The sequence below is a fragment of the Affinundibacterium baiyunense genome (assembly GCF_018139645.1).
Lineage (GTDB): Bacteria > Pseudomonadota > Gammaproteobacteria > Burkholderiales > Burkholderiaceae_D > Undibacterium > Undibacterium baiyunense.
The window spans coordinates 1-360 of the sequence record NZ_JAGSPM010000055.1; the positions used below are offsets into that span (position 1 = coordinate 1).

1 protein-coding gene is annotated in these 360 nt (G+C 48.3%); it reads right to left on the reverse strand.

The features are described 5' to 3' along the window. Window positions 1-356: GTP-binding protein (locus tag KDM92_RS18320; protein ID WP_230408429.1), on the reverse strand; the 356-nt coding region annotated here is incomplete at its 3' end. Window positions 357-360 lie beyond the last annotated feature (4 nt).

Here is a 360-nt window from a genome sequence, read left to right on the forward strand (position 1 = left end):
TGCTCACGTGTTTGTGGCATTGGACCGTCAGCTGCTGAGCAAACCAAGATCGCACCATCCATCTGCGCCGCACCAGTAATCATGTTTTTAACATAGTCAGCATGACCTGGGCAGTCAACGTGTGCGTAGTGACGCGCTGCTGTTTCGTATTCTACGTGCGCTGTATTAATTGTAATACCACGTGCTTTTTCTTCTGGGGCTGCATCGATTTCGTCGTATTTTTTTGCTTCGCCGCCGAATTTTGCAGACAATACTGTCGCAATCGCTGCTGTCAATGTCGTTTTACCGTGATCCACGTGACCAATTGTACCGACGTTAACGTGCGGCTTGGTGCGTTCGAACTTACCTTTTGCCATTTTA